Origin of the sequence: Hyphomicrobium sp. (assembly GCF_020852195.1) — a bacterium.
Lineage (GTDB): Bacteria > Pseudomonadota > Alphaproteobacteria > Rhizobiales > Hyphomicrobiaceae > Hyphomicrobium_C.
In genome coordinates, this window is the sequence record NZ_JADZBI010000202.1 from 1 (window position 1) to 6,356 (window position 6,356).

General features: G+C 64.4%; 8 protein-coding genes. 6 read left to right on the plus strand and 2 right to left on the minus strand.

All coding sequences use genetic code 11. The features are described from left to right. Window positions 1–755: TRAP transporter substrate-binding protein DctP (gene dctP, locus IT540_RS17175; RefSeq protein ID WP_291180731.1), on the plus strand; the 755-nt coding region annotated here is incomplete at its 5' end. 37 nt (window positions 756–792) lie between these two features. On the opposite strand, the gene IT540_RS17180 is transcribed toward dctP, so the two are convergent. Next, window positions 793–1,155: a response regulator gene (locus IT540_RS17180; protein ID WP_291180733.1), complete on the minus strand. Its 363-nt coding sequence runs from the start codon at window positions 1,153–1,155 to the stop codon at window positions 793–795. Window positions 1,156–1,204: 49 nt separating this feature from the next. Continuing rightward, on the minus strand, window positions 1,205–1,756 hold the full coding sequence (hpt, locus tag IT540_RS17185; protein WP_291180735.1) for a hypoxanthine phosphoribosyltransferase: 552 nt from the start codon (window positions 1,754–1,756) through the stop codon (window positions 1,205–1,207). Window positions 1,757–2,069: 313 nt separating this feature from the next. Between hpt and ftsE the strand changes: the two genes are divergently transcribed. The 5 genes from ftsE to IT540_RS17210 all read left to right on the plus strand — a co-directional run bounded on the left by ftsE (window position 2,070) and on the right by IT540_RS17210 (window position 6,171). Further along, the gene (ftsE, locus tag IT540_RS17190; RefSeq protein WP_291180737.1) at window positions 2,070–2,726 is read left to right on the plus strand and encodes a cell division ATP-binding protein FtsE; all 657 of its coding nucleotides are present in this window, start codon (window positions 2,070–2,072) and stop codon (window positions 2,724–2,726) included. Beyond that, complete coding sequence (locus IT540_RS17195; RefSeq protein WP_291180739.1) at window positions 2,710–3,864, plus strand: ABC transporter permease; 1,155 nt, start codon at window positions 2,710–2,712, stop codon at window positions 3,862–3,864. Before ftsE ends, IT540_RS17195 begins: the two co-directional genes overlap by 17 nt. Window positions 3,865–4,021: 157 nt before the next feature. Continuing rightward, the gene (locus tag IT540_RS17200) at window positions 4,022–4,663 is read left to right on the plus strand and encodes a YdcF family protein (protein ID WP_291180741.1); all 642 of its coding nucleotides are present in this window, start codon (window positions 4,022–4,024) and stop codon (window positions 4,661–4,663) included. Window positions 4,664–4,962: 299 nt separating this feature from the next. After that, complete coding sequence (locus IT540_RS17205; RefSeq protein ID WP_291180743.1) at window positions 4,963–5,691, plus strand: lysophospholipid acyltransferase family protein; 729 nt, start codon at window positions 4,963–4,965, stop codon at window positions 5,689–5,691. Between the two features lie 48 nt (window positions 5,692–5,739). After that, window positions 5,740–6,171, plus strand: a complete 432-nt coding sequence (locus IT540_RS17210) for a nuclear transport factor 2 family protein (protein ID WP_291180745.1) — start codon at window positions 5,740–5,742, stop codon at window positions 6,169–6,171. Window positions 6,172–6,356: the final 185 nt, after the last annotated feature.

Genomic DNA, 6,356 nt, shown 5'->3' on the forward strand with positions numbered 1-6,356 from the left:
CCTTCGGGGCCAACTACCGCATGCAGAACGCCTGGATGTATGAAGGCGGCGGCATCGAGCTCATGAACGAGTTCTTTCAAACCTACAAGATCTATGCGCTACCGGCCGGCAACACGGGCGCCCAGATGGGCGGCTGGTTCAGGAAGGAGATCAACAGGCCGGAGGATTGGAAGGGCCTCAAGATCCGCGTCGGCGGCTTTGGCGGCGCCATTCTCTCGCGCCTTGGCGCCGTGCCGCAGCAGATCGCCGCCGGCGACGTCTACCCGTCCCTGGAGAAGGGAACCATCGACGCAGCCGAGTGGGTCGGCCCCTATGACGACGAGAAGCTCGGACTCTATCGCGTTGCGCCTTACTACTACTATCCAGGGTGGTTCGAAAACCAAGCCATGATCCACTTCTTCTTCAACCTGGAAAAGTGGAACAGCCTGCCCAAGGCCTACCAGGCAATCATCCGCGCCGCCGCGCATACGGCCAACACCACGATGACGGCCCGCTATGACATGCTCAATCCCGGAGCCATCCGCCGCCTCGTGAAGGCCGGCACGATCCTGAAGCCGTTCTCGGAGGAGGTGCTCGATGCCTGCTTCAAGGCCACGAACGAAGTCTATGCGGAGCTCTGCGCCGCCAATCCATGGTTCAAGAAGGTGTACGACGCCGTGACCGCCGTGAGGGCCGAGGGCTTCCTATGGTTCCAGCTCGCGGAGCACACGAACGACACCTACATGATGATCCAGCAGCGCAAGAACGCGCTCTAGGTGCGACGGCGCTTTTGCCCCTACGTCATAGCCGCACTCACGCAATGAGTGCGCGCACGGCGGCGCGCACCTGCTCCAGCGTGAACGGCTTGATGATGACGCCGAGGTTCTGCGACTTCAGCGCCTCAGCACGCTCGAGCTCCTCCGCGAAGCCCGACATCAGGAGCAGCTTGAGGTCCGGCCGCGCCGCAATGGCTCGCTCGGCGAGCGCGATGCCGTCGAGGCCCGGCATGTGCACGTCCGACACCAGCACCTGGAACGCGGCACTCGCGGACGTCAGCGTCTCGAGCGCCTCCACCCCGTCCTGGGTGATATCGACCTGGTGCCCGTCGGATTCGAGCGCGCGCCTGACGAGGTCACGCGTCGCCTGATCGTCGTCCGCCAGCAGAATGCGCGCCATCCTACGTCCTCCCCCCGGCGGCCGGGCGGCCGCTCAAGCCTGTCTGCGGCTACTCCTTGGCCATGCGGCCGACGAACGGCAGCTCGCGGTAGCGATGCGCGACGTCCATTCCGTAGCCGACGACGAACTCGTCGTTACCCTCGAACGCGCTGAAATCCGCGGTGACGTCGACAGCGCGCGACACCTTCTTGTCGATCAGCACGCAGGTCAGGATCTCGCTCGCGCCGCGCGCTGCTATCAGGTCCTTGGCGAACACGAGTGTGCGTCCGGAATCGAGCACGTCGTCGATCAGCAGCACGTTGCGCCCCTCGACGCTGAGGTCGAGGTCCCGCAGGATCTCGACCTTTCCGGACGAGGTGCGGCTCTTGCGGTAGCTCGACAGCGTCAGGAAGTCGACTTCCGGCTCGATGCCCGAGCGATAGAGCGCACGGATGAGATCGGCAGCGAACACGAAGCTGCCCTTGAGCACCGCGACCACGAGCGGGCGCTCGAGCTCGCGGGCCATGATCTCCTGCGCAAGCTCCTCGAGGCGCGCAGCGATCCGCTCCGCCGAGTAGATGACCTCGACCACAGATGTCGCACCGGCATTCTGGTCCGTCATTCCCGTGTCCTTGTTCTGCATCCGGCTCTTACAGGGTTATTGAAGCCGAATTACGCTCGGAATCATAGGTTTAGCCTCTCATCCTTGCCCGAGACCGATGCCGCCGGAAGGCTCCCGATAGGGCCTGCCCCGTATCGGGCGATCCGCATAGGGACGCAAGGCGCGGCGGTCGAGGCCGTGAACACGGGAGCCGAGCCGGCATTGTACATGCCCCCGCCATATTCGTAACAGATTGATACTGCCCTCGCCTTCCCGCATATAGGCGCTCGACCACAGACCCGAACCCTTAGAGTTCATCCGGAGCGAACCGCCCGTGATTCGATTGACGAATGTCGGTCTCAAGTATGATCGGGGCCCGGAGATTCTTTCCGATGTGAGCTTCCATCTCCGGCCCGGCTCGTTCCACTTCCTCACCGGCCCGTCGGGAGCCGGCAAGACGTCGCTGCTCAGGCTGCTGTTCATGTCGCTGCACCCGACGCGTGGGCAGATCCAGCTTTTCGGCCAGGACGTGAGCCGCATCACTACCGGCAAGCGCGCCCCGCTCCGGCGCCGCATCGGCATCGTGTTCCAGGACTTCCGCCTGCTCGAGCACCTGACCACCTGGGAGAACGTCGCCCTGCCGCTGCGCGTGATCGGCAAGCGCCTCGACGACTACAAGGAGGACGTGACGGATCTGTTGCAGTGGGTCGGCCTCGGCGACCGCATGCACGGCTACCCCTCGGTCCTGTCAGGCGGCGAGAAGCAGCGCGCGGCCATCGCGCGCGCCGTGATCGGCAAGCCCGAGCTGCTGCTCGCCGACGAGCCGACCGGCAACGTCGACCCGCAGATGGCGCGCCGCCTCCTGCGTCTATTCATCGAGCTCAACCGGCTCGGCACGTCGGTCCTCATCGCCACCCACGACCATCAACTGATGCGCCAATTCAAGGCCCCACGACTGGAGCTGCACGACGGCCATGTCCGGATCGTATGACAGACCCGATCGGCCGCCGATGCGCGGGCTCGACCCGCATCGCGTGCCGGATTACGACCCCTACGAGGATGTCGTGACCCAGAGCGGCCGCGTGTCCACGCAGGCGCGCACGGATTATGCGACGTACGAGCCCGATCCCATCTCGGGCGGCGAGGCGGCGCTCCGAAGCGAGTACGAGCGTCATGCACGTCCCGACCTCTACGCGCCAGCACCACAGCGCGAAGCCCGCAAGGTCCAATCGCTGACCGCGCCCATCGTGCCGGCGGGCTCGGTCACCGGCAAATCGCTGACGCTCGTGATCACCATCATGTGCTTCCTCGCCTGCCTCACCGTGGGCGCGGTCTATCTGATCCGCCAGTCCGCCAACGCCTGGCTGAAGGACATCGCAAGCGAGGTGACCGTCCAGGTGCAGGCGAAGGACGGCACCGATACCGACAAGACCGTGCGCGATGTCGCAACCTACCTCGCGCAGCAGGGCGGCATCGCCAAGGTGACGGTGATGTCGGCTGCCGAATCCGCCGCGCTTCTCGAGCCGTGGCTCGGCCAGATCGAGGACTTGAACGCACTTCCGCTGCCGCGCCTGATCGCGCTCGAGCTGGACCGCGCGGCAGCGCCCGACATCGAGGCCGTCCGCACCGACCTCGCGAGCCGCTTCCAGGGCACCACGCTCGACGATCACCGCCGCTGGCAGCAGCAGATCGCGACCATTACCAACAGCTTCGCGCTCGGCGGCCTCGCCATCCTGGCACTCGTCGCCATGGCGACCACGGCCATCATCGTGTCGGCAACCAAGAGCTCGATGGCCTCCAACCGGGAGATCGTGGAGGTCCTGCATTTCGTCGGCGCCACGGACCGCTTCATCGCCCGCGAGTTCGAGAAGCACTTCCTGCGCCTCGGCGTGCGCGCGGGCCTGGTCGGCGCCGCCTTCGCGCTGGCCGTCTTCATCCTGATGCCGACCATCGTTCAGATTCTAGGCGGCGGCAGCATGACGTTGACCGAGTTGCACCGCCTTGTGGGCTCCGGCGCCCTCGATACGGCGGGCTATGTGCTGATGGGCATCGTGGTGGTGGTCATCGCAGCGCTCTGTATGCTGACCTCCCGCTTCGGCGTATTCCGCATTCTTAACAGTAAGCATTGACCAAAGCCTTTGATTGCGCACTTCTTGGGGTTCTTATCGGGTAGCTGATATCTGGATGATCCTGTGCACGACGTGTCACAAGGGGGGCCAAATCAGCTAGTCTCCTCGCCGCGACGCGGGTCGAATCTGTGGGCCGCTCTTGGCCGGACGGGCAGACATGGGCTTGAGACGCATCATCGTTGGCTTGCTGGGGTGTGCGCTGGCGCTGGTCGCGTTCGGATTCGTGCTGTTCGCCAACTCCGTGATGCGCGACCCCGAGGTGCAGAACGTGCAGGCTGACGGCATCGTCGTCCTGACCGGCGGCCAGACCCGCATTTCGGAGGCGGCCCGGCTCCTGGAGGACAAGCGCGGCGAGCGGCTCTTGATCTCCGGCGTCAACCAGAAGATCGGCCGCCCCTCGCTGCTCAAGATCTCGGGCCTCGACGAGAAGACCTTCAACTGCTGCGTCGATCTCGGCTATGCAGCGCTCAACACGATCGGCAACGCCGACGAGACGCGCCGCTGGGCCGAGGCGCTCGGCTACGACCGCCTGATCGTCGTCACCGCGAGCTATCACATGCCGCGCAGCCTCGCGGAGCTGGCCCGCGCCATGCCGAACATCGAGCTCGTGCCCCACCCCGTGGCGCCCGACGTCCTGCGCCGCAAGGTCTGGTGGCTGGATTCCACAGCCACGCGTCTGCTCGCCTCGGAATACATCAAGTTCCTGCCGGCCGCCGTCAGACTGGCCATTGCGCGCGGCATGGCACCCTGGCAGGCCACCTCCCTGACCGCCTCCTCCACGATCCCGCGCAAATCCTAGAGCGTTCAGGTCTGATTGATCGCTGTACCCTCTCACGTCATGGCCACCCTTGAGGCGTCCACTCAGGGGGCGGCTCGTCAAACGTTTGCGCGTAGGTCCTGGATGGCCGGGTCAAGGGCGGCCATGACGTGAGAACAGAGTGCTTCGAGGCAAAGTGAAAATACTCTTCGCGGCCCAGCCCTGGAAGATTTCATCGAGTTTGCGCGAAATTCGTCTATGAGTAGCCACCCCGCTGGCGCACTCCTGGCAAGCCTCCACGAACGCAACGCTCATTTGACACGAACCGTCATACTCTGCCGATGCTCGCCCTCCGCTCCCTCCTCTTCGCCCTCGCCTTCTACGTCACGACGGCCCTGATGCTGGTGTTCGGCTCATGGCTGCTCGTCGCACCGCGGAGCTGGGCCATGGCCGGCCTCAAGCTCCACGGCATCATCTGCGTCTGGCTCCTGCGTGTCATCGCCGGGACGAGGTTCGAGGTGCGCGGCCGCGACAAGCTGCCGAAGGGCGCCTGCCTCGTCGTCTCCAAGCACCAATCGGCATGGGACACGTTCGGCCTCGTGCCCCTGTTTCGCGACCCCGCCATCGTGCTCAAGGACGAGCTCAAGTGGATCCCGTTCTATGGCTGGTTCTGCGTTAAGTTCGAGCACATCCTGGTCAAGCGCGACAAGGCGGCGAAGGCGCTGAAGGCGATGATTGCCGACGCGGAGGCGAAGGCGGGCCAAGGCCGCGAGATCGTGATCTTCCCCGAGGGCACCCGCCAGGCACCCGGCGCACCGCCCGACTACAAGCCCGGCTACGTGGCGCTTTACGAGGCCCTCGCGGTGCCCTGCGTGCCGCTGGCGCTGAACTCCGGCCTCTTCTGGCCGCGCCGCTCGCTCGCCCGGTACCCGGGCACCATCGTCGTCGAGTTCCTGGACCCGATCCCACCGGGCTTGCCGCGCAAGGAGTTCCGCGCGCTGCTGGAGGCCCGCCTCGAGGACGCCACTCAGCGCCTCGTCGCCGAGGGGCGAGGTAGTGCCTCAACTTGAATCCCGGTTCCGGCCATACAGGCCATGGCCGCACTTGGAGAGCGAATGATGGAAAACAGCGTAAGGAAGCTCTTCGAGAGATATGAGCGCTTTTTCAAGCAGTCCCTTGGCGGCGACATCGACATGGATGAGGTCGCAGCGCTGTACGCTTCCGAGTTCATCGCGGCCTCGCCCGCTGGAGTGATGACCGGAAAGAACGACGATCGACTCAAGCAGGTCATGACGCAGGGTTATGAGCACTATCGGGCGATAGGGACGAAAGAAATGCGGATACGCGATGTCCACATTTCCCCCATAGATGACCGCCACTGCGTGGCCCACGTTGCCTGGACGGCAACCTATGCCCGCAAGGATCAACCGGACGCAGCGATAGATTTCGACGTTCACTACTTCGTCCAGAAGCTGAACGGGGAGCCGAAGGTTTTCGGTTGGGTGTCTGGCGATGAGCAGGCACTGCTGCGGAAGCACGGCATCGTCTGAAGTTCGCTTTCCACCTCTGACGGAAATTAAACGGTGACACGACCCGAGCAGAGGGTCACGCAGCAAGAGTAAATAAGAACATAAAGGGAACATATTTTTGACGCCGTGGCAGCGACCCGCTATATTTAGGGGTCACATCAAGAGGGCCCTGGCGCGCACATGGCAGATGCCCCGGCATTCCTGGC

Bases quoted from the DNA above. Each gene is read 5' to 3' on its own strand.
- IT540_RS17180 (WP_291180733.1), bottom strand. From the start codon at position 1,155: ATGGCGCGCATTCTGCTGGCGGACGACGATCAGGCGACGCGTGACCTC.
- hpt (WP_291180735.1), bottom strand. From the start codon at position 1,756: ATGACGGACCAGAATGCCGGTGCGACATCTGTGGTCGAGGTCATCTAC.
- IT540_RS17195 (WP_291180739.1), top strand. From the start codon at position 2,710: ATGTCCGGATCGTATGACAGACCCGATCGGCCGCCGATGCGCGGGCTC.
- IT540_RS17200 (WP_291180741.1), top strand. From the start codon at position 4,022: ATGGGCTTGAGACGCATCATCGTTGGCTTGCTGGGGTGTGCGCTGGCG.
- IT540_RS17205 (WP_291180743.1), top strand. From the start codon at position 4,963: ATGCTCGCCCTCCGCTCCCTCCTCTTCGCCCTCGCCTTCTACGTCACG.
- IT540_RS17210 (WP_291180745.1), top strand. From the start codon at position 5,740: ATGGAAAACAGCGTAAGGAAGCTCTTCGAGAGATATGAGCGCTTTTTC.